The sequence below is a fragment of the Comamonas sp. wu1-DMT genome (assembly GCF_040187805.1).
Lineage (GTDB): Bacteria > Pseudomonadota > Gammaproteobacteria > Burkholderiales > Burkholderiaceae_C > Comamonas > Comamonas thiooxydans.
Genome location: NZ_JBANEM010000059.1, coordinates 1 through 812 on the forward strand (window position 1 = coordinate 1; position 812 = coordinate 812).

Consider the following 812-nt stretch of genomic DNA (forward strand, 5'->3'; position numbering starts at 1 on the left):
GAGACCTATAACGTGGGCGGCTGGAACGAGAAGGCCAATATCGACATCGTCAAGACCGTGTGCAGCTTGCTCGACGAGCTGCGCCCGCGCGCCGATGGCCAGGCCTATGCCGAGCAGATCACCTATGTGACCGACCGTCCCGGCCATGATCGCCGCTATGCGATCGATGCGCGCAAGCTCGAGCGCGAACTGGGCTGGAAGCCGGCCGAGACCTTCGAGACCGGTATTCGCAAGACTGTGCAGTGGTATCTGGCCAACCCTGAGTGGGTGGCCAATGTGCAGTCGGGCGCCTACCGTGACTGGGTGCAAAAGCAGTACACCGGCGAGGCGTCGGCATGAAGCTGCTGCTGCTGGGCAAGAACGGTCAGGTCGGCTGGGAGCTGCAGCGCAGTCTCGCGCCTTTGGGCGAGGTGATTGTGCTGGACCGGCAGACCGGTGGCGATATCAGTGATCTGTCGGCGTTAGCGCAGACCATTCGCAGCGTACGCCCGGATGTGATCGTCAATGCCGCAGCGCATACGGCAGTGGACAAGGCCGAGAGCGAGCCGGATCTGGCCTTGCGCCTGAACGCCGAAGCCCCTGAAGTCATGGCGCTGGAAGCCAAAAGCCTGGGCGCCCTGCTGGTGCACTACAGCACCGACTATGTCTTCGACGGCTCTGGCAGTGCGCCACGCAAGGAGGGTGATGCGACCGGGCCGCTGTCGGTCTATGGCCGCACCAAGCTGGAGGGCGAGCAGCGGATTGCGGCCACGCATTGCCGCCATCTGATTTTTCGCACCAGCTGGGTCTATGCAGCGCGTGGCGGCAACTTT

The 812-nt window shown here is 63.5% G+C and carries 2 protein-coding genes; both read left to right on the forward strand.

What is annotated here, in order from left to right; all coding sequences use genetic code 11:
- A partial coding sequence (locus V8Z78_RS27030) for a GDP-mannose 4,6-dehydratase (RefSeq protein ID WP_349732514.1) occupies positions 1-339 on the forward strand: 339 nt, incomplete at its 5' end.
- Positions 336-812: SDR family oxidoreductase (locus tag V8Z78_RS27035; RefSeq protein ID WP_349732515.1), on the forward strand; the 477-nt coding region annotated here is incomplete at its 3' end. The genes V8Z78_RS27030 and V8Z78_RS27035, both read left to right, overlap by 4 nt.